This is a genomic window from Streptomyces sp. NPDC099050, from assembly GCF_044759865.1.
Lineage (GTDB): Bacteria > Actinomycetota > Actinomycetes > Streptomycetales > Streptomycetaceae > Streptomyces.
This window is the reverse complement of record NZ_JBIWAE010000017.1, coordinates 1-521: the sequence shown is the minus strand read 5'-3', so window position 1 is coordinate 521 and position 521 is coordinate 1. Positions and strand designations below refer to the sequence as shown.

Sequence of the window (521 nt, the reverse complement as noted above, 5' to 3'; positions counted from 1 at the left end):
CGGGGGGCGGGGGTGTAGGCGCGTCCCCCCGGGGTGGGGGGCGGGGGGGGGCGCCGCGGGGGGGGGGGGGGGGGGCCCCCCCCCCCCACCCCGACCCGAGGACGTCAGTCCTTGATCTCGCAGATGGGCGCGCCCGAAGTAAGGGACGCGCCGACCTCCGCCGCGAGGCCCAGGATCGTGCCCGAGCGGTGCGCGTTCAGCGGCTGTTCCATCTTCATGGCCTCGAGGACGACGATCAGATCACCCTCGTTGACCTGCTGACCCTCCTCGACCGCGACCTTCACGATCGTGCCCTGCATGGGCGAGGCCAGGGTGTCGCCGGAGGCGGCCGGGCCGGACTTCTTGGCCGCGCGGCGCTTGGGCCTCGCGCCGCCCGCGGCCGCCGTACGGGCCAGGGTCATACCCAGGGCAGACGGGAGGGAGACTTCCAGGCGCTTGCCGCCGACCTCGACGACCACCGTCTCGCGACCCGGCTCGTCCTCGGAGTCCTCGACGACCGGGACGACGAACGCGGGGATGTT

At 74.7% G+C, this 521-nt stretch carries 1 protein-coding gene; it reads right to left on the bottom strand.

The features are described from left to right. Positions 1 to 104 precede the first annotated feature (104 nt). Positions 105 to 521 (bottom strand): biotin/lipoyl-containing protein (locus tag ACIQV3_RS26110; protein WP_403715760.1); only part of this gene is annotated, 417 nt, incomplete at its 5' end.